Here is a 25,002-nt window from a genome sequence, read left to right as displayed (position 1 = left end):
AGTTTGAACAGGGGCTTGATGAATAACTTAATAAGTGATGATGTTTAAAGTGCAAATATCAAAACTAAAAAGTACAAATCAAGCTAATTTTGCACAAGGAATATGGATTTAATAAAATACAAAACCTCACCCCGATAAAGCCGTGCTTTATCTCCCCTCTCCTTGCTAAGGAGAGGGGTAAGGGATGAGGCAGATCACATTAAGTGGTTCATTTTTTGTAACTGACCAAAACCTTTATAAGCTAAAGGTTACTCAATACGGTTCGGATAAGACTCGATCCCCCCAACCCTCCTTAAAAAGCAGGGCTAAGAATAGCTCTATTTCCCCTTTTTTAAGGGGGACTAAGGGATCTTTAAGGACTCCTTAACCGAACCGTATTGAGAGGTTATTTAGTAACTTTGCATCCTTTAAATTTAGGTTTGCATAGCTACTCAGTGCCAGAATGCTATCTAAATCTGCTTTCTGGGAAAGCGCGTATGTTCATGTTCCATTGCTACTTTGAACTCGTACTTTCAAGTCCGGGAATATGTAAGGTTAGTAAGGGAACTGGAATTTTTACCCTAAATCATTCCCCAACCCTGTTACTCCTGCGTTTAGAACCTGGAAACCACCCTCTAATCCACCATTAATATTATTGAGGTCTGTCGTGGTTGCGCCTAGTGTAGTTGTTACTACTCCAACAGTGCCTGTTGTAGGTCTACCTCCGTTACCAACAGTATTATTAAAATCAGTAACAGTACCTAGCAAACCACCAAGAAGACCACCTCCTGTTACTGCGACTAAATCTGCATCATTCAATTCTTCAAAAAGATTAGATTGGAAACCAGCGATTTTGATGTTAGACATAATTCCTCTTAAGTTGTTTTGTGTGTATAGGTAAGCACCCCTTGCTTAATTAAATTTATAACTTGATAATTATGTGTAACCAACAATCCATAGAGGTATAAAATTATCAATATAAATAATAATATTTATGTCTTTTAGCAGAAGTGCCGTGGCGATCGCCTTATTTTTGGATACATCGATGCTGTACGTGATTGCTCTGGAAATTATGCGATCGCACTTTATAGATTTACAATGACTTTGACTGGTTAAAGCGTATAACATATGAAAAACTACCCAAAAAGTAAATCATGGGTAGCTTTGTCGATAAATAAGGTAATAATCTGTCTGCGCTAACTTAATCAAATTGGGGATTTCTGTTAGAGGGTGCGATCGCCCTAACTATACATAATGTGATAATTTTCGCAATGATATATTTTTAGCTAAAAAAACGTCAAATCAATTGTAAAAAGTAAAACAATCTATCTTTAGATATATATCTGATTATCTGTGTCTTATTTCTAAAGGATGAATGTGTATCAAAAAAATTAGTATAAAGTATTTCCAGTAATGATCGGTGCTTTTTTATGGGCAGGGGAATAAACACAAGCGTTTCATGAAATACGCCAACGTTTTACAACATAGTGAAGAAGATTGCGGTGCTGCTTGTCTAGCTTCCATTGCCAAACATTATGGACGTACTTTTACCCTAAATCATATCCGCGAAGCCGTAGGCACTGGACAATTAGGCACAACTATGTTAGGGCTGAAACGGGGAGCAGAAACACTTGGGTTTAATGCTCGTGCTGTGAAAACTTCACCAGAATTATTAAATAAGATTAATCAAGCACCCCTACCAGCAATTATTCACTGGAAAGGGAATCACTGGGTTATTTTATACGGCAAGAAAGGCAAAAAATGTGTAATTGCCGACCCAGCGGTAGGTGTTCGTTATCTTTCATCTGAAGAGGTAGCTTTATGTTGGACAGATTGGTTGATGTTGTTACTGGAACCTGATCCAGTAAAGTTTTTTGCCAACGAAAATGACGAAATTGGGGGATTTTGGCGTTTCTTTAAGCGCGTTTGGATTTATCGCGGTATTCTAGCACAAGCTTTACCCCTCAATTTAATTTTGGGATTGCTATCTTTAGCTTCCCCTTTTTTGCTGCAAATTCTCACAGATGATGTGCTAGTTCGAGGTGATACAAAATTACTTACTACTGTAGCAATTTCTGTAGTAGTGATGAATTTTATTTCTCGCAGTCTTTCGTTTGTGCAATCTAACTTAATCGCTCACTTTGCCCAACGTCTGCAATTAGGACTTGTTCTCGAATTTGGACGGCAAATTCTGCGATTACCTCTTTCTTACTACGAAGCACGTCGCAGCGGAGAAATTATTAGTCGTCTGCGAGATATTGACCAAATTAATCAATTAGTCGCTCAAGTTGTAGTCAGTTTGCCCAGCCAATTTTTTATTGCGCTGGTTTCTTTTGGTTTCATGGTTTTCTATAGCTGGAAACTAACATTAGTGGCTGTATTCATCGTTATAGTCATGAGTTCATCTACAATAGTCTTCCAGCCAACTTTGCAACGAAGAACCCGTGAACTTTTAGTTCAAGAAGCCGAAACCCAAGGTGTTTTAGTAGAAACTTTTAAAGGCGCACTTACTGTCAAAACTACCACATCAGGACTACAATTTTGGGATGAATTCCAAGTTAGATTTGGTCGTCTTGCTAATGTCACATACCGGACAATTCAAATTGGAATTATTAATAATACATTTTCGGGCTTGATTTCTGGTATTGGTAGCGTTATTTTACTTTGGTTTGGCGGCAATTTGGTAATTAATCCGGCAGAAAAGTTGAGTATAGGGCAGCTATTTGCATTTAACTCGATGAATGGCAACTTTGTCGGTTTAATTAGTACTTTAATCAGTTTTGTAGATGAATTTACTCGTGCTAAAACAGCTACTCAACGCTTAATAGAAGTTATAGATTCAACCCCAGAAAATGAAAACGATGGGAAAAAACCTTTTGCCAAAATTCCTGGAGATGCTGACATTATTTGTACAAACGTTAACTTTCACTATGCGGGGAGGTTGGATTTAATCGAAGATTTTTCTTTAACTATACCCGGTGGTAAAGTTGTTGCCATCATCGGTAAATCTGGTTGTGGTAAAAGCACTTTAGCAAAACTGATTGCTGGGTTATATCCCCTGCAATCTGGTAATATTAGGATGGGACTTTATAACCAAAAAGACCTTTCTCTTGATTGCTTGCGGCAGCAGGTGGTTCTTGTTCCCCAAGAGCCTCACTTTTGGAGTCGTTCTATTATGGAGAACTTTCGCTTAGGAACACCATTTGTAACCTTTGAGCAGATTGTCAGTGCTTGCAAAGTTGCTGAAGCTGATGAATTTATCAGTAAATTGCCTGATAAATATCAAACTATTTTAGGGGAGTTTGGTGCAAATATTTCTGGTGGGCAACGTCAAAGATTGGCAATAGCAAGAGCGATTGTTACAGATCCACCAGTTCTGATTTTAGATGAATCTACAGGTGGATTAGATCCAGTAAGTGAAGCGCAAGTTTTAGATAAGTTATTTGAACATCGTCGCGGTAAAACCACAATTTTGATTACTCACCGTCCTAAGGTAGTTAATCGGGCTGATTGGATTATATTGTTAGATGAAGGCAAGTTGAAAATTCAAGGAACTCTTTCAGAGTTACGCTCTCAACCCGGAGACCATATAAACTTTTTAATTCCTTAATTATCTGTCATTTATTAAAAGTCATAATGTTTCACACCGATGAGAAAAAATTAGTTCCCGGAATTGATAGTCACGAGTTTCTGCCTGCTATTAGTCCTTGGACAACATTAACCGGCATATTTCTGGTTGGGACTGTTTGTAGTGCGATCGCTCTTTCTTCTTGGGTCAAATACAACGTCATAGTCAAAGCTGCTGGTACTGTGCGTCCTACAGGAGATGTCCGGGTAGTGCAATCGCATATGGAAGGAACTGTTAAAAATATCTTTGTTAAAGAAAATCAGAATGTGAAAAAAGGTGATGCGATCGCTATGTTAGATGACGAGCAACTACGCATCAAAAAAAGCCAATTGCAAGGCAATATTCAACAAGCTATGTTGCAACTAATTCAAATTAATGCCCAAATCAGAACTTTAGATACTCAGATAAAGGCTGAATCTACAGTGATAGAGCGCTCAGTTTCTGCTGCTACAGCGGATTTGGAACGCAACCAACGTGAATATCAAGAGCGAACAAGTACAACTAATAACGAATTACTCGCAGCTCAAGCAGACTTAGAAAAAGCTAATTTAGATTTGCTAAAAGCTAACGCAGATTTAGAATTTGCTGAAGTAGATCGCGATCGCTACGAGCAGCTTTCACAAAATGGTGCAATTGGTAAGCGTGAATTTGAGCAGAAAAAACTAATTGTTGTCCAGACAAAATCAATACTGGAAGCTGAAAAAAAATCTATTGAAATCGCTAAAGCGAAAGTTGCATCAGCCAAAGTCGCTCTTAATCCTAGTAAAGCAACAGTAGCGATCGCACTCGGAAAAATTGCTCAAGAAAAAGCTAGAGGTGAATCAACTATTGCAACTTTGAATAAAGAAAAACAAGCTTTAATTGAGCGGACTGTTGAAATGCACAACCAAATAAATCAATCTAACAAAGAACTGCAACAACTTAAAACTTTATTTAAAAGTAGCACGATTCGGGCAACGAGTGACGGCATTCTCCTGAAACTCAATTTACGCAACTCTGGTCAAGTAGTACAGAAGAGCGATTCTATTGCCGAAATTGTTCCAGATAATGCTCCTTTATTAATTAAAGCAGCTATACCTACTACCGAAATTAAAAAGGTCGCAATTGGTCAAAAAGTGCAATTGCGAGTTGATGCTTGCCCTTATCCTGATTATGGTACACTTAAAGGTGATGTCAACGCTATTTCTCCAGATGCTATTGCACCTCAAAGTAATAATGCAGGTGCAGCAACACCTACTGCCGCTAGCTATTTTGAAGTGACAATTAAACCTGAAAGCCGTTCATTTGGGAATAGCGATCGTCAATGTCTAATCCAAGCAGGAATGGATGCCAAAGCTGATATTATTTCCAAAGAAGAAACCGCACTGAAATTTATTCTCAGAAAAACAAGATTAACTACAGATTTGTGAGCAGTTATCAATTAAACCCACATTCCGCACCCTTAATTGTCACAATTGGTTATTACGGAAGTTTATTCCTAAAAAAGGAGTAAAAAATTACATTTTTATCAAAAAAACAAATTTGGGATAGGAAAATTTATTAGATATATTCTCAATTCTCAACTCAGCTATCACCACTTTCTACAGTCCGTAGAAATCCTCATCTAGAATCTGCTCAACCGAAAAAGGACAAATCAGGGGATACTCACTTTCTTCTGGCACACGAACCCCAAATTTAGCCAACTTCCCCTCTTTAATTGCCAGCTTCCGACCATCTGGATAAGCTTTTTCCAATGCTTGTACCAGATAGCTTTTGAGCGAAGGTGTATCTGCCAAATTATTGAGAACGCGCTGACGATGTTCAAGCACCGAACTATACCAACTTCCTTTCATCATATCAGGCACATCATGCTGAACCCTTAATTTGAGTAAATGCGCTAATAAAATAGTCAAATTGCTTCTCAGGGCATTCTTTTCCGACTTCCCCAAATCAACCAACTCCTCAATTAAATGCTCAATATCCAGCAACCCAAATTCACGGTTTTTCAATTGCCCAATTGTTTGCTCAATCCAGAGTTGTAAATCGCGCTCGTATAAATTGTTAGACATTCTTCAGAATAACTCCCAGTTATCCAATGTTTCAAAAGTGCGAAAAAACAATAACACCCTCAAGTTTATTCCTTGTCGTGCCACTTTTTTTCATCAATGCCACACATGATTAATATATGGCATTTGAATGGACTTGTGCTATTAGCCCGGAATTTAAATTCCGGGTTGTAGCAAAATGTGAATTCACCAAATACCTGTTTCGGTGTTGTTATCCCAGATTTGCAAATCCAAGTCATGCAAATAGCCTAGAGCTAGGTCAATTTGTCCAATTGTGCCTTGTAAATCTAGGTCAAACCAACCATCACCAACAGCATTGGCACCAAGAACAGCAGCAGTGATATTCACAGTCAAACCGTACTCAGATACCAAGCTAGAAATCACAGGTTGAGAGTGATAGTCTTTAGGAATTCTTAAGCGAATCCGTTTATGGGCGATCGCAATGTCATTAGCCATAATGGATAGTAGATAGTGGTTGGTGGATAGTGGATGGTGGATAGTGGGAATTTGAAAAGGGGAAAGGGGAAAGAATATTACCAATGCCCCATGCCCAATGCCCAATGCCCACTAACAACCAACATCCTATTCAACATCTTTAATGCGGGTTTTCCGTTCCAGAATCTCCTTCAACACCAAGGTGACAACTGCTAGCAACGCTAACAATACAGCAGCAGAATAGGCAGCTTCAGTTTCATACTGCTTGTAAGCGTCTTCCACAAATAAAGGTAAACTTTGAGTTTTATCGGCAATATTTCCCGAAACTACCGAAACTGCTCCGAATTCACCCATTGCTCTGGCATTTGTCAAAATTACGCCATATAATAAGCCCCAGCGGATACTTGGCAAAGTAACCCGCCAAAATATCTGCCAATCCTCTGCACCCAAGGTTCTGGCTGCTTCTTCTTGGTCTTTGCCGAATTCTTCTAAAACTGGAATTACTTCACGAGCAACAAAGGGCATCGTGACGAATGCTGTCGCTAGCACCATACCTGGAAAGGCAAAGATAACCCTGATACCATGTTCCTGAAGCCAGGTGCCAAACCATCCATTTCGCCCGTATAGCAGTACAATCATCAAACCTGCGACAACGGGGGAGATCGAAAAAGGCAGGTCAATAACGCTGAGGACGAAAGCGCGACCGGGGAATTTGTGACGGGTGATTGCCCAGGCTGCACATAAACCAAATACCGTATTTAAAGGTACAGTAATTACGGCTAGTATCAGTGTCAACCAAGCTGCATGAAGAAAGGCAGGATGGGTCAGGTTAGAGAAAAATGGACCAACCCCTTTTTTGAAAGCTTGGAAAAAGACGTTAGCAGCAGGGATGTAGAGAACTAAACCTAAATAGGCGATCGCTATCCCAATCAAAATAATTGGCACCCAATTCCTGGATTTTACAGGTCTTTGCGGCTTTGGATCTGTGGCACCTGAATGAATCCGGGGTGGAAAAGAGGTTTCATTTTGTGTCATATCTTCTTGCCCAAGCTTGTAAAAGATTAATTCCGATTAACAACACCAAGGAAATCACCAGTAACACAGTACCAATTACAGTTGCCCCAGAATAGTCATACTGCTCTAATCGCTGGAAAATCAGTACAGGTGCAATCAAATCTTTGAACGGAGTATTGGAAGCGATAATTACCGTTGAGCCATATTCCCCAACTGCGCGGGAGAAACCCAAGGCAATACCAGTCAAAATGGTCGGAAATAAGGGTGGAAAAATCACCTTCCAGAAAGTCTGCCATTGAGTTGCTCCTAAACTCCAGGCAGCTTCTTCAATTTCGCGTTCCATTTCCTGAAGTACAGGTTGCACTGTCCGCACGACAAAGGGCAGCGAAATATAGGTCATTGCCACTGCTACCCCCAGACGAGTGAAAGATACTTTGATACCTAAAGGTACGAGCAACGAACCAAGCCAGCCATTATCGCTGTAAACTGTTGCCAGAGTTAACCCCGCAACCGCTGACGGCAGCGCAAAAGGTAAATCTACTGAAGCTTCAACAATCCGTTTCAAGGGAAATTGATAGCGAACTAAAACCCAAGCAATCAGAGTACCAAAGACTCCATTAAACAGAGATGCAATTACTGACGTGGTAAAAGTCACATCATAAGTTGCCAATGCGATCGGACTAGTCGCGATTTCCCAAAACTTAGCTGGGGGTTCGGTACCCGCTTTCAGGAACATCGCAGCTATGGGGACGAACAACATTACCGTGAGATATATCACAGTAATTCGCCAAGTCCAAGGAATTCTAGACAAATTATTTAAAAATCTCTTCCAAACCGGAGGTTCTGGGGGAATGAGTTGCCGAGGGGAGGGAGGTGAGGAGACTGTCATTTTGATGAGAGGGGGGGAGGGGGGAAGGGGACAAGGGGACAAGGGGGACAAGGGGGACAAGGGGGACAAGGGGGACAAGGGGACAAGGGGACAAGGGGGACAAGGGGGAGAAATATTTCTTTTTTCTTACCCTTTACCCTTTCCCCTTTACCCTTTCCCCCTCTGAAAAATAACTATTTCTTTTGAGCTTGAATCTTGTCGAAAAGACCACCATCTGCGAAGAATTTTGTCTGCACGGTATCCCAACCACCGTAGTCACCAACTGTACCAAGGGTTTTGACTTTGGGATATTTGCCTGCTAGTTCTTTGGTTGCAGGTGGTGTCTCGTCTACTGGTCTAAATCCTAATTTGGCGAATTCTTGCTGCGCTTGCGGGCTATAAAGGTATTTGACGAAACCTTCTGCTACTTCTCTTGTGCCGTGCTTATCAACGTTTTTGTCTACGACTGCGATGGGGTTGTCGATGGATATATTGACATCAGGGACGATATAACTTACTTTTTCGCCTTTTTGTTGTGCCAAGATAATTTCGTTTTCGTAGTTAATTAAGGCATCTCCTTGACCCTGCTTGAAGAAGGCATCGCTAGCTTCACGGGCATCTTTGGTCAAAAGAGGCACATTTGTATAAACTTTGGTGACAAAATCAGTCGCTTTCGCTTCATCTCCACCAGTTTTAATTACTGAATTCCATAGTGCTAGGAAATTCCAACGCGCAATACCTGATGTTTTCGGATCTGCGGTAATTAGCTTGACACCATTTGTACCCAAATCTGCCCAGGTTTTGATGCCTTTGGGGTTGCCTTCTCTGGTGACTAAGACGGCAACTGATTTTGAGACAATGCCATTGTTGGGGACTTCTTTTTCCCATCCTGGTTGAATCAATCCAGCTTTCTCAATTTTTTGGGTGTCTAATGCTAGTGCTAAGTGGACGATATCGGCTTCTAAACCGTCGATAACAGCGCGAGTTTGCGAACCAGAACCTCCGTAGCTTTGTTTGAAGGTGACGTTTTGGTTATGGTCTTTTTTCCACTGTTCGACAAATTTAGGAATAATTGCTTCGTGAACGGCTTTAGTGACTGCAAAGGAAACGAGGGTTAATTCAACGTCTTTGTTGTTAGCTGCAACAGGACTAGCACCAGAACCCGCACCGCTATTAGCATTATCGGCATTTCCACCAGAACAGGAGGCGATCGCTACACTCAATATCGCTCCCACCAAAAACATCGATATAAAGCCTTTAAAAGAACGCAATCTGAGTCTACGGCTCAAATGCTCAATGGTAAGCCCCGATTGCTTAACTCGGCGTTGCCAATAACTCATTATCTTATGCTCCTAATCTATCTACTATTTATTGATAAACATACCGTGCAATAGATATTACAGGGCTGGAACTAAAAATGCAAGAGATAATCTCCACTTTTTTTATGGAGAATTGGGAGATTTGTCTAGGTGAATAGCGATCGCTCAAAGCGGTGGAAATGAAGCTAAAGTTTTCGCGACGCGAGAAATTTGGTCAGACTAGGCTCCTCACCTCACTTCTCTATTCATCTCAACACTGAACCTGTACCCAGGTCAGTGTGAGATGAATTGCTGTTTCAGGTAAAATCAATAGGGTTTGGTTAAGATCGCCTTCATCGTGAACGGTAGGCTTAAGCTAACTGTATTGTAGGACTTACGCACTCAGTCACGAGAAAACAAGACTTTGAGATTGCTTCGGTTGCAATGACGGAAATACGTAGTCCGTGCGTAAGTCCTCTATTGGTTCCAGTTTTTTACGTTAACAAAGCACTCGTCATGAATTCAGTTCCCCCCAGCTTGATATCACCCAATATTTTGCCAAAAAAGCTGATGTCAGCACCTTTAAAATTGGGAATTATGGCTTCTGGAAATGGCAGCAATTTTGAAGCAGTTGCCGAAGCAATTAAAAATGGGGAACTTGCCGCTAAAATTCAAGTTTTGATTTACAATAATTCCTCAGCAAAAGCAGCAGTACGCGCTAAAAATTGGGGTGTGCCATCTATATTTTTAGATCACCGCAAATACAAAACTCGCGAAGAATTTGATCGAGTAATTGTGCAAACTTTGCGGCAATACGATGTTGAATGGGTGATTATGGCAGGTTGGATGCGATTGGTTACACCGATTTTAATTGATGCCTTTCCTGATAAGATTATCAATATTCATCCGAGTTTATTGCCCAGTTTTAAAGGAGTAAATGCCGTAGAACAAGCTCTTGCTGCTGGTGTGAAAATTGCCGGCTGTACGGTGCATTTGGTGTGTTTAGAAATGGACAGCGGTGCAATTTTGATGCAAGCTGCGGTGCCAGTGTTGCCTGATGATACAGCAGAAACGCTTCACACCAGAATTCAAGTTGAAGAACATCGAATTTTACCGATTGCGATCGCACTTGCATCTCAATATCAATTACAAGTTACACTAAAGCCTGTGTGAATATACGCAATAGTTCCCAACTAAAGCCCATTCCCAATAAACATCTCCAGAAGTTAATTATGCGTTGCCCGAAACCCTTGATTAGACGTAGCAGTGCTACGTCTCTACCTATGACTCTGGAGATGAAAGATTGCCTATTCCATCAATTCAATCATGTCTTCAATCGTCACCTCTAAAGCACGAGCTATTTTATAGACTGCACTTAAATCAACTGTATTCATGCCGTCATCACGTCGAGCATAACTCTTGACTGTGTTGTAGTTGACTTCAGCATGGTCAGCTACATCTTGAAGTGTCCAACCCCGCTTCTGAGCTAATTCTCGAATTCGCAGTCTAACTCGTCCCATCCATATCTTGACAAAGGTGAGTATTCACCTATAGGATGTATAGTAAAGGTGAATACTCACCTTAAAGAAAAACACATCAAAAGCTATCGCTCGTCTAGCCTGGAAAACTTGAGAGCGATCGCTATTCATAACACATCCCATAATCATAGGAAGGATTGCTCATGACGCAGATGCCTATCTACAGATTCTGCGGCAATTGCTACCTACGGTAGATCATATTATATTTGATTTGAATTTACCAGAAACGTATGCTTGAGGCTCAGTTGCCTCGAGTAATGCGCGATCGCCTTTCTCACTTTCCGTAAACTAAAAAAACTGCCGCTGTTGTTGAAAGATAGATTGGGAAAGTGGGCTAATGGGCGATCACATCTGTCCTGCATTTAAATTATTCATAATCAAATTAATCAATTACGTGAGATGCTGATTAATGATTGCAAAGTATTTTATAAATGTCTATTGTTTCTTGTGTCACTGTTACCGTTCCCGCCACAACTGCCAATTTAGGACCAGGTTTTGATTGTATTGGCGCAGCTTTGACGCTTTACAATGAGTTTAAGTTCACTCGTCTTGACAAAGGTGGGGTAATTATCTCTGTCACGGGTGCGGAGGCTGAAAAAGTTAAAACTGATGAGAGTAATCTAGTTTATCAGGCTTTTGTCACTTTCTATCAACACTTGCAGCAGACACCGCCATCTGTAAAAATCGAGATTAAAATGGGTGTACCATTAGCGCGGGGTTTAGGTAGTTCGGCAACAGCGATTGTTGGTGGATTGGTTGGTGCTAATTTGTTGGCAGGTGAACCTTTAAGTCAGTCGCAGGTAATGGAGTTAGCGATCGCTATCGAAGGACATCCCGATAATGTCGTTCCCGCTTTGTTGGGTGGATGTCGTCTCGCTGCTACTACTGACACCGCTTGGGAAATTTGTGACATTCCCTGGCATAACCAGGTTGTGCCAGTGGTAGCGATTCCTGATTTTGAACTCTCAACTAAAGAAGCACGGGGAGTTCTCTCAAATCAAGTAAGTCGTGCGGATGCAATTTTCAATACTGCACACTTGGGCTTATTGTTGCGCGGTTTGGAAACTGCCAACAGTAATTGGTTAAAGGCAGCTTTACAAGATAAGTTACATCAGCCTTATCGAAAAGTGCTGATTCCGGGGTACGATGCTGTAAATTCAGCTGCGCTGTCAAAAGGGGCTTATGGCATGGTAATTAGTGGTGCAGGACCGACGCTTTTAGCCTTGACAGATGAATTGCACTCGCAAGCTGTAGCGACAGCGATGGCAGCAGCTTGGAAGCTTGAAGGAGTTACAGCGATTATGCGATCGCTTTCTCTTGATACTCAAGGTGCAATCAGCACTACTCAAGGATAAAATTCCCCAGATTTTTCTACACTTACTTAAAACTCAGGACTTTGTTTTGCTGTGGAAATACAAGCAGAAATTGCAGCGATTCGCTCTCAAATTGATGCTCTCCAGGAGGAACGCGCTTCTCTGGCTGGCTATTAATGATGCGATCGCTGCTTTGAAAGCTCAATTACAAAACAAACAAGCGCAGTTAGAGCCTTTTTCTCTTGTAGAGCAACAACTTTCAAAGCAAGAACAGCTAGAGTCTGCTAAAAATCTGGCTAAAATTCATGCTGAACGCATAAATGAACTAGCTGGGGAACTTGTAGCTGAAATACGAATCCTCAAAGCTTGTGCCGATCGCATTAGTCCAATGTATTGGCAGGTTTATTGCAAGCCGTTTATTACTGGTTTCAAAACTATCTCCGTTCCCCATGTCCGCTCTGATTCTGAAGTATGGACAATTGTCAACCGTATAGGTTAAAGATTTAAAAGTTTTTATTATTGCATTTTTTTTATAAACATCCTCCTTAAGACAGAATTTATATTAAGATTTATCGCGGCAGCTTTTTATTGACTTAGTAAAACTTCACTTTAGAATGGATTCATCGTTTTAAATAAGTATTTATTCTTAGTTTTATTCAAGATTCGACCGTTTCGGGAAAAATAAGATTTACAAAACTATAAATTGCTTAATATAATGTAATTAAAAGAGAAAAAACAAATTGATTGTCAGTGATGAATGCCGTTGAATTTCCTTGGTTAACAACCATAGTTCTGTTGCCTGTAGTGGCTACCCTAGCCATCCCCCTTATCCCAGATAAAGAGGGCAAAACCGTCCGGTGGTATGGTTTGGGAATAGCGATCGCCGACTTTGCCTTAATGATTTATGCCTTGTGGCAAAACTACGACTTTCAAAGTTCAACACTCCAGCTTGTAGAAAGCTATCCTTGGATACCGCAGTTGGGTTTGAATTGGTCTCTAGCACTTGACGGTCTGTCGATGCCCTTGATACTGTTGACAGGCTTAATTAATACCCTCGCAATATTCGCGGCTTGGAAAGTTACAAACAAGCCGCGTTTATTTTATGGGCTTATGTTGGCAATGTATAGCGCCCAGCTTGGAGTGTTTCTGGCTCAGGATTTGCTGTTATTCTTTTTGATGTGGGAAATCGAATTAGTGCCGGTGTACCTGCTGATTTCCATTTGGGGAGGACAGAAACGGCAATATGCAGCTACTAAATTCATTCTTTACACAGCTGCTGCATCAATATTTATTTTGATTGGGGGTTTTGCGATCGCATTCTCTGGAGATACCGTCACCTTTGACATGGCAACTCTGGGAATGAGGCAATATCCCAAAGCTATAGAAATGTTGGCTTACGCAGGTTTCTTAATTGCCTTCGGGGTAAAGCTGCCGATTTTCCCTTTACACACTTGGCTACCTGATGCCCACGGTGAAGCATCAGCTCCCGGCTCAATGATTTTAGCAGGCGTATTGTTGAAGATGGGAGGATATGCCCTCATCCGCATCAATATGGAAATGCTGCCTAATGCCCATGTTTACTTTGCTCCAATGCTGGCGATTTTGGGTGTAGTCAACATTGTTTACGGTGCTTGTTGTGCCTTTGCCCAAACTAATCTTAAGCGTCGTTTAGCTTACTCTTCCATTGCCCACATGGGGTTTGTGCTGATTGGCATCGCTTCCTACACTGAAATTGGGATGAGTGGTGCAGTGTTACAGATGCTTTCTCACGGTTTAATTGCCGCTAGCTTGTTCTTCCTTTCAGGGGTAACTTACGAACGCACTCACACCTTGGTGATGGATAAAATGGGTGGTATGGCAAAAGTAATGCCCAAAACCTTTGCAGTGTTTACCGCCGGTGCAATGGCATCTCTGGCTTTACCAGGAATGAGTGGCTTTGTCGGTGAGTTGATGGTATTTATCGGTATCGCTTCCAGTGACGTTTACAGTTCTAGCTTCAAAGTTGTAGTCGTCCTGCTATCAGCCGTGGGTGTGATTTTGACTCCAATTTACCTGCTATCGATGCTGCGTCAAGTCTTCTACGGTAAGCAAAATGAAGAGTTACAAATAGATGCTACACTACCTGATATCAAGCCCCGCGAGTTATTTATTACTGCTTGTCTGCTGCTTCCCATCATCGGTATCGGCTTCTATCCTAAGTTAGCAACGCAGACTTATGATGTTAAGGCAGTGGAAGTTGCAACTCATGCGCGTCAGGTTTTGCCAGTATTTGCGGAGCAACAGCCATCAAGTCTCTACTCTCGTATTTTTACTTCTCCGACATTGGCTGATTCTCAGGTTGAAAGTTTAGTTGATATTGCTGAATAAATATAAGTTTTAATTAAGGGTGCTGCAAGTAAATTCTAATTATAGGGGAATGTGGGGATGATTTGGTAATCATCCCCACAACTTTTTGGGATGATTATTTGGCATTACCGAGATCCTTGTAAAATCATACTAGATAGTCTGTAAAAGCTTTCCCTGCCTAGCTTTGAGATATTCACTAAAATGAAGGTTACATAGTAACTCTATAAATGCACGGTTGACCTATAAATTGCTATCGCCGCCACTAAGCTTTGAAAAATCAAAACACCATTATGTGATCGGATCTGATGTCTAAATGGGAACCATAAGAAAATAAGCTAATACCATGCTTTGGTATGAAGCAAGAAAACGTAATATATCACACTCGATTGGTTACTTATGTCTGACGATCTTAAGCGTAATTCCGCTTTTAATGCCGCTGCCAATATTAAAGTTCAACATGCCCAATTGCAGGATTTATCCAAAACATTAAAGGATAGATTAGATAAAGGTGGGATTCGATCTGGTGAACCGATAAGAACCAAGGTACAAGCCCAAGAAATGTTAGAGAAGATTCCTCCATCTCAGCGTGTAGGCATGGACGGCAAATCTGCGGTTAGTAACGCCGAAAATTATCTATCTGATAAGCACGCTAGTCACATCGAACCCCACAGCAAAGGAGGGTCTAATAACCCCAACAATATCAAATGGGAGAATGCCAAAGACAACATAACTCGTGGTAATAAAACCATGACTCGGCAGGAAAAAATGAGACTGAATGCCAAATGGCAGTTTGACAACCTGACAGGTGCTGTCAAAGCAGGTTTTCAAGCTGCACCTTTGGGGGCTGCTGTGGGTGCGGCTGTCACCGCACCTTTTTCGCTTCTAACTAATGCATTGCGCGTAGTCCGAGGAGAAATCTCCGCAGAGGAAGCGACTACAGCAACATTAAAAGATACCGTCATAGGTGGTCTGGTTGGGGGTGCAACGACATTTACAACTACAACAGTAGCAGCAGCTTGTCCACCAATAGCGATCGCATTAACTACAGCAGCACCAGTTTTAGCTGTTGTTGGTGCTGTGGGTATGGTTTACGAGTTTTTCAAAATCCTCGATGACCATAAACAAACGGTGAGAATCTATTATGAATCTTTAACTCAGCAAGAACTAGAGCATTTGCAAGCAATTGAAAATGAACTGATTTATGAACATAATAAAAATTTAGAGTTTTTGGCTGAAGCGGAAACAATTAATCAAGAAATTACAAATCGTCCAATTGCACCCGGAGTAGAGGCAGCTATGCAACGGTTACGTGAATCAGTTGCTATTGCTGAATCTTTAGGACTCACATCAGCAGATAGTAAGTTATTGCCTGATTCTCAACTTGCTTCCCTTCCTCCTCATTCCTAGATAATTAGTCAAAAATTCCATGATTTTTATACTACCTTTTGTGTTCGGTGCTATAGGGGCAGCGGTTGGTGCTGTTGCAGGTGCTTTTACTGCTCATGCTGCTAGCGAAAAGGACAGACAAGCAGCCAAGCATCACAGACAAGTTGCCAATGAATTAACGGACAAATACGCAAATTTAGAGAAAAAATATTATGAATTTGCCGATGAAAGCAAAAGGCAGATTAATGATTTAACTCGCCAACACGCATTAGATGAAGTTGAAAAAGACTGTTTGCGTTTCGCAGTCCGATTGCAGCAAAATCTCATTTCCTTAATGTGGGAGATTGATAGAGAACCTACAGCAGATGCTTTAAAAAAATTTCAAGCAGCAGTGGAACAAACTAATCAAGTTCTCTACGAATTAAAAGAGGAGTTAATTATTGTTCCTGATGACTACAATGCACGTCTTTTAACAGCAATAGCAGCAACTAAAACAATCAACTCTGTCAAACCCAACATTCTCAGTGTTGATTTAGGTAGAACTTCCACCAAGACTTGTGTAAGCCGCGAACCGAACAATGTGATGTTCATACCTGCCAATGTGAAGCAAATTTCATTTGAAGAAATTCGTAGTGATGTATTTGAAGCTAGAGCTACTGACCCTTTAATGGATTTGTGGCTGGAACATCAAGGCAGTGGTTATCTTGTTGGTCAATTAGCAGCTGACTTTGGTGCAAATCTCGGTGTTGGGCAATCTAAGCTAGAAGATGCATTGATTAAAGTTTTGGCAAGTGCTGGCTATTTTAAACTTAAAGATGAAATATCCGTAGTGATCAATTTACCTTTCTTCTGCTCAAAACAATTTGAGATAGAGAAAGCACAGTTAATTAGTATGATTGCTGGTCCTCATGTAATGAACTTCCGTGGTGAATCTGTTTATTTAAATATTTCTAAGGTATGGGTAATGCCAGAAGGCTATGGCAGTCTTTTATGGTGTGAAGCTCAACCGAAAAAAGGACCCGGAGTTCCCGATTTTACCAAAGTTTCGGTGGCGGTCGTCGATATCGGACATCAAACCATCAATTTTTTAATGGTTCATAACTTCCGCTTTTTTGCACGCGATTCTAAGAGCAAAGACTTTGCGATGAGCCAGTTTTATGAAATACTTGCCAAAGAGATTGAAGGAGGTGATAGTCAGTCTTTAGAGTTAATTTCAGCCGTAAACAAGCCCAAAGGCGATCGCTTCTATTTTCCTAAAAGTGCTAGAAAACGAACTAACCTAGATGATTTTCTCCCCTGTTTTACAGAGCAGTTTTATCGTCAGATATGCGATCGCGTGCTAGCATGGGTGCCAGAATGTGTCACTGATGTGATTATCACTGGGGGTGGTGGTGAATTCTTCTGGGAAGATATGCAACGGCTGCTCAAAGAAGCGAAGATTAATGCCCACCTAGCTGCTCCCTCTCGCCAAGCTAACGCTTTGGGGCAGTATATTTATGGTGAGGCGCAGTTAGGAATAGAATTTAAGAGACTTTTTGCGTAAGTGCTGAGAAATTCCCCAAATATTGTCTAATATCACGTTATGCAGTAGAGACGTTCCGCGCAGAGGCGTCTCTACAATAGACATCTACGGAAATGAGGTGTCAACCCTTACTGCACAAGGCTTTTATATTCTTTTTCGGAGATGTCTAATAGTAAAGAGCGATAACCAAGCTGCACTTGTAGGTGGAATTGCAAGATAAGGAAGAGGGGGAGATGGGGAGAAAGAAGAATTATTCTCTAAGGAGTCCCCTTGTGCCCCTTGTCTCCTTGTCTCCTTCCCACCGCGATCCAATGGTAAACCCTAAGTAATTTCCGAGCTTACACCCCTCTTGACTATTCAAGCGTGTCAGTATATTTTATTAATCAAGTAAGTGGGTAAAATCGCCTAATTCAATCTAGCTTTCGCTAGATTAGAAGCGGAGGAACCAGTAATTGGGGCGAATCTCTTTTTAGAGAAAGACACCTTCCAGTCTTAGCCCGTCAGCTAACTCCGTCGGCATTGGGAGTAGTACCTTTGACATAAGCTTGTTTTTAAGCATTTGTCTTTTTGCTCTTCTAACTGGCATTACTGTTATTATTAGCAGTGATGTATTCTGTTTTTTCACCCACCTCGCCAACCGCAACAAATACACGGAGGCTAGGATGATTAATTACAAACAGTCGATACCGGAATCGAACACTGAGTTGAACGACGTTAGTGTTGATTATACTGAGGCAGAAGAAAAACAGTATCCAGAATCCCAAAGCTATTTTCTCACAGATGCTGAGGCATTGAATTTCGGTAAAGTTTGCATTGAGCGATTAATCAAATTAAAGTCTAAATCCATTAAGAAAGCCTAATTTATAGCTGGGAAAACACGGATAATGTTTTGCAGCGGTTTGATTAGGGAAAAAGCGATCGCTATCAGCAAGCGTGTTTCACTGCTGCATTGCCTCTTCGGTCAGAATAGAGCTGATTTGTTTTGCAGTCACCTGTGTAGTGCTAGGTTCGACTCTGCCAAGCTTGTGTGTCTCTCTGAGCATGGAAAATTGCTATTACAATCACTCGACTCGACACAAAGAAGTAATATACAGCATAGGGAAAGCGTCGCACTAATGAACGTCGAACATCCCGATGTACTACAGCATAAGCTTCAGGAAGAAGACAAATTTGATTCAGTTTATCGTCAACACAATCTAAAAAATCATCTCCAAGTCCCGATTGCTGACTTTCATACCAGTTATAAGCCTCATCCAATTCGTCACGCACCTCTGGACGAAATACTAATACGTAGTTCATTTTTATCTCTTGATCGAGGCTTTAATTTCTTCCCATGTCAACACATTCTCAGGATTAGCTTCATAATCGGTAATGCGACTATCCATTTCTTGCTTTTGCAATTCTGTGATCTCGGGGTAAATTTGCTCTGCTGCAATACTGTCCCAAATTGCTTGCACTAAACGAATCCTATCTTCGATGCTTAAAGTTTTAATCTCGTTCAAAGTGACAGCAATGTCCATATAGCCAAAACCCATTTTATTAGTACACCTCAAATATACCTAATGGGTTAGGCAGACGAAAATATTCAAGCATAAATCGAATTAGGAGAAAAACTAGCCGAAATTGGATAAACCGTCTCAAGAATGTGCCAATCGAGTAATGGATGCGATTCCATTGGTGATGCGGTTTATCCGAGCGGATATGCGCGAAAATAGTCTAATTTGAATGCTGATCAGTTCGTGTCTATAAATACTTCTGCAACAGCAATTCTAACTTCTGTTTCGTTAGCGCCGGCGCTTTTTCTAAATTAGTCAAAATCGCATACTTCAAGGCTGAATGAGCATCACTAGACGGCGGATTTTGACTCAAACGATGGACAGTTTCTTGAATCACTTTTTGAGCATTTACCGCATTTCGCTGTAAATTTGCAATCACCATTTCCACCGTTACACTATCGTGATCTGAGTGCCAACAATCATAATCTGTTACTAGTGCCAAAGTTGCATAGGCGATTTCTGCTTCTCGCGCTAATTTCGCTTCTGGTAAATTGGTCATCCCGATTACCGTGGCACCCCAACTGCGGTAAAGATGTGATTCTGCCTTAGTTGAAAATGCTGGTCCTTCCATACACACATAAGTACCACCGCGATGCAGGCTGACATCTGGTAAATTGAGAGAAGCGATCGCATCCATTAAAACACCAGCTAAATTAGCACAAATCGAATCGCCAAAAGCAATGTGAGCGACAATTCCTTCCCCGAAGAAAGTCGAAACCCGATTTTTGGTTCGATCAATAAACTGATCTGGAACTACCATATCCAGTGGTTTAGCTTCTTCCTTCAACGATCCCACTGCACTAGCGGAAATTAAATATTCCACACCCAATTGCTTCATCGCATAGATATTCGCACGAAACGGCAATTCAGAAGGCAAAAGCGTATGATTGCGACCATGACGCGCCAAAAAAGCTACCTGCGTCCCGTCCAAAGTTCCCAGAATCAAAGCATCAGACGGTGAACCAAACGGTGTATCAACATGCACCTCCTCTACATCTTTAAGTGCATCCATTTTGTATAAACCGCTGCCACCAATAATCCCAATCTTCGCTTGAGCCATGATTCTTAACCTGTAAATTTGCGACAATGCCAAGTTATTTTACTAGGAATTGGGGATTAGTCAATAGTCAACAGTCAATAGTCAAGTGAAGGCAATTTTCAATCAGATTCGCACTTATGATTTTTACCCCCTCAACACTTGCTATTTTACCTGTTTTTGGGAGTGAAACAGCCTTACCCTGGAAGGGCAAGTGGGCGTTGCGCGTAGAAAGCCAGACGAGCGCCGGCTATGATAAGCTAACCTTCTATTAATTTCTTAAAGCGATCGTCTTGGCGAATGGCGTCAAAGTCGGAATTAGTTTTTGCTAATTCTCGGTGTTTATCAACTTTTAAATTAATTGCTTGTTGCAGGCTTTCAAATGCTAAATCATGATTACCTTGTAATGCATGACAGCGGGCTTTATGATGCCAAGCCCAATGAAAATCAGGTTGAAGTTCTAGAGTTTTATTATAGGAGGCGATCGCATCATTATATCTTTGTAATTTTCTCAGGGCATTACCGCGACCAAACCAGGCTATATATTGGTCATATTGTATTTCAATTCCTTTATCATAGGATAAAATTGCTTCTTCGTAACGCCCTAATTTTCTCAGCGTCCAGCCACGATTTACCCAAGCACAAGAAATTTCCGGTTGTTTTTCAATTACTAAATTATAACTGGCAAATGCTTCGTTATATCTAGCTTCAACAAAGAGAGCATCACCTTGTTTTAAATAATCAATTGCTGTAAAAAACAGTTGCGGATTACCACCTTTTAATTTATCTAGTTGTGCAGTTAATTCTTGAAGCTTTTGCTGTATTTCTGGATGAATATAATCTTGGATTAATGTAGGAGGAGGTGTCAATGCAGAAATTTGTTGAAAAATTTGCTCTTTTTGGGTTTGGGCATCTACAAAAAGGTTGTTTAATTGAGATAATTGTCCGACAAAATCTGACTTTAAGTTTTCTAATTCTTGTTTAAAAGCTTCCGTTTGTTTTTGCAGTTCTATTGCTACTTCTTTTTGTAGTTGTGCGTCTACTTCTTCCTCTAATCGCTTTTTTGTTTCCGCTACTAATTCACTAATTACGCTGCGACGAAGTAGCCAAAGACCAGCAGCGGCTAAAATTGGTAACAGAGTTAATACAACTAGCATAATATTCAGCATGGTTGTAGTGTGCCCAAAAGCACGGTCTACTTCCTGGTCAACTTGATCGCTTATTTCTAATTTTTCTTGAGCCGATAGGGTTGGTATCGCTGTAGGTGTTTGGCTCGGTTGGGCTGTAGCAGCACTAGCAGATAATAGAATGAGAGAGAGCGCTAAGGCAACTCGATTCTTGATTCCCATGAAAATTTCCCTAATATAAGCTCAATATACATAGTTATATACAAAGCTAACTAAGTAAATTACGCAAATTTAAAAGTAAGAGAAGAGAAAGTGTAAGTGCTTAATTACTCTTGACTCTTGACTCCTAACTTTAGTACAGACGTTCCGGCGGAACGTCTCTACAACTTCTAATTATTAAACCACCTGAAAAATAAAGCTGAGGCTTGCCCAATTATTCACATTTAAGGCGTAAAAATCGCTACTTTGGCTTGTTGTTTCGGTAGCTGCACTGGCATTGTGTAAGTCAAGGAGAAGGGCTTGGGCTACTTCTAAGGGTTTCGACAATTCGATAATGGGTTGTTTATCTGCGGTGGAATATTTAGCAGCTTGAAGGGCAGCGAGGGTTTGGGTGAAGGGTGCGGTGCTAAAAATTACTTGGTGTTCGCATTCATCAGCGGAACCGGGAATTACCCATTCCGAGTTAGTGGCACTTTTTGGTAAGGTGATAATTTCACCAGGGGCGATGACGACTTGTTTGAACTGTGGTTTTGTTTCGGCGTTAAGTTCTTGGCTGCGGGAAGGGGGGTAAAATGCGATCGCTGTTCTAAGACTCTTTAATCCTAGCAGCATGAAATATATCGGGCGATCGCTCAAATTTTCTACGCGGTATTGCAATCGGCTACCTATTGGTACGATGGGAAGATATCTGGCTTCACTGCTGAGTAATTTGTGATTCGATTGTCCAGTTACTCGCACTGTCTCCCGTTCCATGACTACGCGAGGCGTAATACCCTTAATTATCTCTAAACTAGCTTTGAGTGCCAAGCGAGAAGAACCTTCGTTTTCTGTCAGTCGCCATAATTTCGCTGCTAGCAAAGTTTGCAATCTTCCCCCTAAGCGTTGTACTGCAACTTTTGCCGCTTCTCCCTCAACGCCGGCGGTATTGGGAATCAATTCCCCTGTCAGAGAAAATAAACCGTAGCGAGTGGGAGATGCTGGGGAATCAGAAGGTTTTATTTCTGGTAATTTCCCAAATAGATAATTGGCTGGTTGTTCTCCTGCAATTACAATAGACATGCGAGAAATCGTCGCAAAACCACTAGTAGCATCTACGCGCTCAATTCTTTCTAGTTTAGTATCCAGAGCAACGCTTAAGTTAATATTTTTGGGTAAAACTCGCTCTTGTTCTTGGACTAATTCCCCGACTTGTAAAGGAGTTGCACTTTCAGTTTCGTTGAAGATTTGCGCTTTTGCGATTAATCCGTTACGCGATCGCAATACAATTTGTATATCGGCATTTTCTGTGACTAAACTTAGTCGCGAATTCGCTCCGTAATATTCCACCACTTGTGGAGGTATCCCACCTAACCACACTTGAACCGTTTTGCCGTTTTCTTCTGTTGCGATCACTACCCCTTCAGCACCAATAATGCTTTCTGCAATCAAATTATCGCTCAGTAACCTTGATTGATTTTTTTTCCTATTTAATAACCCTGGCTGCTGTTTCCCATCAAGTTGGCGGATAGAACTTCCTACCCGCGACAAAGTGTGAATAATTGTTGTTGCTGGAGTTGCTTCCCACAAATACTGCGTCAAAGCGTAGGTAAATAATCCAGCGCTGAAACCAGATAATAGTATTTCCCTGGCAAACTCTTGAGAATTCGAGGTGGCAGATAGCAGTAACGGTGGGGTTGGATCGCTTATACCCTCGGTTTTACTTTTAAGTTCTTTTTGAAAGTCTAATTCTGCTGTTGCTAATTCCGCTTCTGCTGGCATTTGATAGGCGCGAATTCGCGATCCTGTTGAAGGAGCGACTAATGGAGCATAATAGCTCGTATCGAGTATTGCTGTTGCTCGTGCAGTCTGCGATCGCCACAATAACATCAATGTTTCTTCTAATAAACAATTGACTATTTTGTTATTTTCTGATAAGTAAGTTCCATCAAAGGGAATGAGAGTGTTTACTGGGGATTCTTCTGCTGGGTTTAATTTAATCTGGCTACCATAACCGCTAAAGTGGAATGTAACCACATCTGATGGTTTAGCATCCAAAACCAAATGATTTAAAAAAGCATTTTCAATGGCTTCTCTTGTCGCTTGTTCATCAGTTAAAGTCAAAATATCTGACTCTTGAAAACCAAAGCGGTAAATCAAAAGTTCCTTTTGCAGTTCGACATCAGTTGAACAACCAGCAAGTGCTAAATTTTGGGGATATTTATTGATACCGATCAATAATGCCAGTTTACGCGGGCTGGGTTGTGCCAAAGCTTGGTAATAGCGATTACCTAAGGACAACCACCCAGCCTCAGTCACTCCCAACGCCGCGATTATAAAGCCAATCCGTTGTAAAAACGTTCGTCGCTTCATCATTATTATTTATCAACCTACCCTACTAGGAGCCACTTCGGGTCTAAGGAACATTAGCTATCAGCTTAAAGGGCTGAAGTCTGTAGGGTAAAGAAAAACTTAGACTTGTTTAACTTTACTATATATGCATATACCAGCTATCTTCCACGCGCATTGCCCGTGTCAACTCTGCTGCTACTTCTGGACGAGAGAATTCTGGTGGAGGTGATTCACCTCGACGCAGCATTTCGCGTACTTTTGTTCCCGACAAGTGAATCCGTTCTTCTGGTTTGCTGGGACTGGTTTTCGTTGTCGCCATTTGCTTGGTGCGCGTACAATAGAAAGCGTGTTCAAACTTCATCGGCACAATCCCTAACTCATTAGGATCAAACTCATCGAAGATATGTTGAGCGTCGTATGTACCATAATAGTTACCTACGCCAGCATGATCCCGTCCGACGATAAAGTGGGTACAGCCGTAGTTTTTGCGGACTAAAGCATGAAAAATCGCTTCCCGTGGACCTGCATAACGCATGGCTGCGGGATTAATTGCTAAAGTTACGCGATCGCGCGGATAATAGTGTTCCAACAAAATTTCATAACAGCGCATCCGCACATCAGCAGCGATGTCATCATCTTTCGTCGCTCCCACCAAAGGATGCAAAAATAAAGCATCCACTGTTTCTAAAGCGCACTTTTGGATATACTCATGAGCGCGGTGAATCGGGTTGCGAGTTTGGAAACCAACGATTGTTTTCCAGCCATTGACTTTAAACATCTCTCGTGATTCGACTGGATCAATTTGGTAGGTGGGAAACTGGGGATGGGGTTTCCGTTCCAATAGCCAAATGTCGCCGGACAGATTTACAGAACCTTGCTTATATAGTACTTGTACCCCTGGATGGTTAATATCATCGGTGCGGTAGACATTAATTGCTTCGCGCTTTTTGTCGTAGTGATACTTTTGCGTCAGTTGCAAAACCCCGATAAACTCACCTTTGGAATTATCCAACCGAATCAAGTTGCCTTCAGTCAGGGGGGAAGCAATTTCTTCAGTTACCGACAGTGTAATGGGAATTGACCACACAACACCGTTAGTGAGACGCATTTGGCTGACAACGCGATCGTAGTCTTCTTGATTCATAAAACCCGTCAGAGGACTAAAAGCACCGATCGCGATCATTTCTAAATCAGAAACCGCTCGCTCATCAAGCTGCACTTGCGGCAAAACATCAGCTTTGGAGAGAAATACCTCTCTTTGCTCTGCGGTAGCGATGCGATTCACTAACTCTCCACCGTGGGGGGCAATGGTATCTGGATAGTAAGTCAACGTAACCCCTTTTTTGCAATGTAATTATTTTCAA

At 41.4% G+C, this 25,002-nt stretch carries 22 protein-coding genes, 1 pseudogene and 1 riboswitch; of the genes and pseudogenes, 10 read left to right on the top strand and 13 right to left on the bottom strand.

Annotated elements, in window-relative coordinates; genetic code table 11:
- Positions 1–555: 555 nt before the first annotated feature.
- Positions 556–846, bottom strand: coding sequence for a hypothetical protein (locus tag TOL9009_RS0125765; RefSeq protein WP_029635850.1), 291 nt, complete (start codon positions 844–846; stop codon positions 556–558).
- 592 nt (positions 847–1,438) lie between these two features.
- On the opposite strand from TOL9009_RS0125765, the gene TOL9009_RS0125760 reads away from it, so the two are divergent.
- Both TOL9009_RS0125760 and TOL9009_RS0125755 read left to right on the top strand, forming a co-directional pair.
- Positions 1,439–3,589 carry a peptidase domain-containing ABC transporter gene (locus tag TOL9009_RS0125760; protein ID WP_029635848.1) on the top strand — a complete coding sequence of 717 codons (2,151 nt, stop codon included), beginning with the start codon at positions 1,439–1,441 and terminating at the stop codon, positions 3,587–3,589.
- A gap of 26 nt (positions 3,590–3,615) precedes the next feature.
- Positions 3,616–5,016 carry an HlyD family efflux transporter periplasmic adaptor subunit gene (locus tag TOL9009_RS0125755; RefSeq protein WP_029635847.1) on the top strand — a complete coding sequence of 467 codons (1,401 nt, stop codon included), beginning with the start codon at positions 3,616–3,618 and terminating at the stop codon, positions 5,014–5,016.
- Between the two features lie 171 nt (positions 5,017–5,187).
- On the opposite strand, the gene TOL9009_RS0125750 is transcribed toward TOL9009_RS0125755, so the two are convergent.
- The 5 genes from TOL9009_RS0125750 to TOL9009_RS0125725 all read right to left on the bottom strand — a co-directional run bounded on the left by TOL9009_RS0125750 (position 5,188) and on the right by TOL9009_RS0125725 (position 9,309).
- Entirely contained in the window at positions 5,188–5,655 is a 468-nt protein-coding gene (locus tag TOL9009_RS0125750; RefSeq protein WP_029635845.1) for a DUF29 domain-containing protein, read from the bottom strand.
- A gap of 183 nt (positions 5,656–5,838) precedes the next feature.
- On the bottom strand, positions 5,839–6,108 hold the full coding sequence (locus TOL9009_RS0125745; protein WP_029635843.1) for an NIL domain-containing protein: 270 nt from the start codon (positions 6,106–6,108) through the stop codon (positions 5,839–5,841).
- Positions 6,109–6,234: 126 nt separating this feature from the next.
- On the bottom strand, positions 6,235–7,122 hold the full coding sequence (gene cysW, locus TOL9009_RS0125740; protein WP_029635841.1) for a sulfate ABC transporter permease subunit CysW: 888 nt from the start codon (positions 7,120–7,122) through the stop codon (positions 6,235–6,237).
- Positions 7,109–7,990 (bottom strand): sulfate ABC transporter permease subunit CysT, encoded by an 882-nt coding sequence (gene cysT / locus TOL9009_RS0125735; protein ID WP_029635838.1) that lies wholly within the window; start codon positions 7,988–7,990, stop codon positions 7,109–7,111. Before cysT ends, cysW begins: the two co-directional genes overlap by 14 nt.
- A 173-nt stretch (positions 7,991–8,163) precedes the next feature.
- Positions 8,164–9,309 (bottom strand): sulfate ABC transporter substrate-binding protein, encoded by a 1,146-nt coding sequence (locus TOL9009_RS0125725; RefSeq protein WP_029635836.1) that lies wholly within the window; start codon positions 9,307–9,309, stop codon positions 8,164–8,166.
- A 474-nt stretch (positions 9,310–9,783) separates the two neighbouring features.
- Between TOL9009_RS0125725 and purN the strand changes: the two genes are divergently transcribed.
- Entirely contained in the window at positions 9,784–10,440 is a 657-nt protein-coding gene (gene purN / locus TOL9009_RS0125720) for a phosphoribosylglycinamide formyltransferase (protein WP_029635834.1), read from the top strand.
- A 134-nt stretch (positions 10,441–10,574) separates the two neighbouring features.
- Here the strand turns inward: purN and TOL9009_RS0125715 are convergent, their stop codons facing one another.
- On the bottom strand, positions 10,575–10,787 hold the full coding sequence (locus TOL9009_RS0125715) for a helix-turn-helix domain-containing protein (protein WP_029635832.1): 213 nt from the start codon (positions 10,785–10,787) through the stop codon (positions 10,575–10,577).
- A 449-nt stretch (positions 10,788–11,236) separates the two neighbouring features.
- On the opposite strand from TOL9009_RS0125715, the gene thrB reads away from it, so the two are divergent.
- The 6 genes from thrB (at position 11,237) to TOL9009_RS40470 (ending at position 18,232) form a co-directional block, all read left to right on the top strand.
- Positions 11,237–12,160 carry a homoserine kinase gene (gene thrB, locus TOL9009_RS0125710; protein ID WP_029635830.1) on the top strand — a complete coding sequence of 308 codons (924 nt, stop codon included), beginning with the start codon at positions 11,237–11,239 and terminating at the stop codon, positions 12,158–12,160.
- Complete coding sequence (locus tag TOL9009_RS40475; protein WP_313770078.1) at positions 12,135–12,617, top strand: hypothetical protein; 483 nt, start codon at positions 12,135–12,137, stop codon at positions 12,615–12,617. The genes thrB and TOL9009_RS40475 overlap by 26 nt, the downstream gene beginning before the upstream one ends.
- A gap of 254 nt (positions 12,618–12,871) precedes the next feature.
- Positions 12,872–14,485, top strand: a complete 1,614-nt coding sequence (locus TOL9009_RS0125700) for an NAD(P)H-quinone oxidoreductase subunit 4 (protein ID WP_029635828.1) — start codon at positions 12,872–12,874, stop codon at positions 14,483–14,485.
- Positions 14,486–14,860: 375 nt separating this feature from the next.
- Complete coding sequence (locus tag TOL9009_RS0125695) at positions 14,861–15,871, top strand: hypothetical protein (RefSeq protein ID WP_029635826.1); 1,011 nt, start codon at positions 14,861–14,863, stop codon at positions 15,869–15,871.
- A 457-nt stretch (positions 15,872–16,328) separates the two neighbouring features.
- Positions 16,329–17,393: a ParM/StbA family protein gene (locus TOL9009_RS0125690; RefSeq protein WP_051503132.1), complete on the top strand. Its 1,065-nt coding sequence runs from the start codon at positions 16,329–16,331 to the stop codon at positions 17,391–17,393.
- 371 nt (positions 17,394–17,764) lie between these two features.
- Positions 17,765–17,906, top strand: a riboswitch (cyclic di-AMP (ydaO/yuaA leader).
- 128 nt (positions 17,907–18,034) lie between these two features.
- A complete protein-coding gene (locus TOL9009_RS40470; protein ID WP_029635822.1) occupies positions 18,035–18,232 on the top strand; it encodes a hypothetical protein in 198 nt (65 codons plus the stop codon).
- Between the two features lie 142 nt (positions 18,233–18,374).
- On the opposite strand, the gene TOL9009_RS0125680 is transcribed toward TOL9009_RS40470, so the two are convergent.
- Together TOL9009_RS0125680 and TOL9009_RS0125675 are read right to left on the bottom strand one after the other, a co-directional pair.
- On the bottom strand, positions 18,375–18,671 hold the full coding sequence (locus tag TOL9009_RS0125680; protein ID WP_029635820.1) for a type II toxin-antitoxin system RelE/ParE family toxin: 297 nt from the start codon (positions 18,669–18,671) through the stop codon (positions 18,375–18,377).
- Positions 18,672–18,673: 2 nt separating this feature from the next.
- Positions 18,674–18,892, bottom strand: a complete 219-nt coding sequence (locus TOL9009_RS0125675; RefSeq protein WP_029635818.1) for an addiction module protein — start codon at positions 18,890–18,892, stop codon at positions 18,674–18,676.
- A gap of 103 nt (positions 18,893–18,995) precedes the next feature.
- On the opposite strand from TOL9009_RS0125675, the pseudogene TOL9009_RS49680 reads away from it, so the two are divergent.
- A pseudogene (locus TOL9009_RS49680) lies at positions 18,996–19,088 on the top strand (MarR family transcriptional regulator); the annotation flags it as partial.
- A 27-nt stretch (positions 19,089–19,115) separates the two neighbouring features.
- Here TOL9009_RS49680 and TOL9009_RS0125670 read toward each other — a convergent pair.
- From TOL9009_RS0125670 to sat, 4 genes are all read right to left on the bottom strand, one after another.
- Positions 19,116–19,988, bottom strand: a complete 873-nt coding sequence (locus TOL9009_RS0125670; RefSeq protein ID WP_029635816.1) for an S-methyl-5'-thioadenosine phosphorylase — start codon at positions 19,986–19,988, stop codon at positions 19,116–19,118.
- 236 nt (positions 19,989–20,224) lie between these two features.
- Positions 20,225–21,313 carry a tetratricopeptide repeat protein gene (locus TOL9009_RS42310; protein WP_051503028.1) on the bottom strand — a complete coding sequence of 363 codons (1,089 nt, stop codon included), beginning with the start codon at positions 21,311–21,313 and terminating at the stop codon, positions 20,225–20,227.
- A gap of 174 nt (positions 21,314–21,487) precedes the next feature.
- On the bottom strand, positions 21,488–23,659 hold the full coding sequence (locus tag TOL9009_RS0125660) for a caspase family protein (RefSeq protein WP_029635814.1): 2,172 nt from the start codon (positions 23,657–23,659) through the stop codon (positions 21,488–21,490).
- Positions 23,660–23,777: 118 nt separating this feature from the next.
- Positions 23,778–24,968 (bottom strand): sulfate adenylyltransferase, encoded by a 1,191-nt coding sequence (gene sat / locus TOL9009_RS0125655; RefSeq protein WP_029635812.1) that lies wholly within the window; start codon positions 24,966–24,968, stop codon positions 23,778–23,780.
- Between the last annotated feature and the right edge of the window lie 34 nt (positions 24,969–25,002).

This window comes from [Scytonema hofmanni] UTEX 2349, from assembly GCF_000582685.1.
In the GTDB taxonomy this organism is placed as follows: Bacteria; Cyanobacteriota; Cyanobacteriia; order Cyanobacteriales; family Nostocaceae; genus Hassallia; species Hassallia hofmanni.
The sequence above is the reverse complement of the archived record's forward strand: the minus strand, read 5'-3'. Positions and strand labels throughout refer to the sequence as shown.